Origin of the sequence: Bacillus sp. AFS053548 (genome assembly GCF_002575105.1) — a bacterium.
In the GTDB taxonomy this organism is placed as follows: domain Bacteria; phylum Bacillota; class Bacilli; order Bacillales; family Bacillaceae_G; genus Gottfriedia.
In genome coordinates this window covers 84,487-84,751 of sequence record NZ_NUHI01000042.1, presented here as the reverse complement: position 1 = coordinate 84,751, position 265 = coordinate 84,487, and the positions used below count along the sequence as shown (strand labels likewise).

Annotated in this window: 1 protein-coding gene (cut by a window edge); it reads left to right on the top strand. The window is 30.6% G+C overall.

The genetic code is table 11. The annotated features are described in order from the left end of the window. Positions 1-265: part of an RNA-guided endonuclease InsQ/TnpB family protein coding region (locus CN946_RS20515; protein ID WP_286134004.1), annotated on the top strand (this coding region is incomplete at its 5' end). 417 nt of the annotated region lie beyond the right edge of the window; the window shows 265 of its 682 annotated nt.

Genomic DNA, 265 nt, shown 5'->3' with positions numbered 1-265 from the left:
TAAAAGAAAATCAAAACCATCTTTTTATAACGATAATGTGAAGTTGAAAGTAAAAGGAAAGAAAGTGTTAATTGAAAAGGTCGGTTGGGTTGTAGTTTCTGAATGTATACCAGATAAAAAATACTATAATCCTAGAATTAGTAATGATGGAAAATACTGGTATATTTCTGTAGGGATTGAAGAATCTAAACCAATTGTTGAACTGACAAATGTCTCACTTGGAATTGATGTTGGAATTAAAGAGTTAGCCGTATGTTCAGATGGA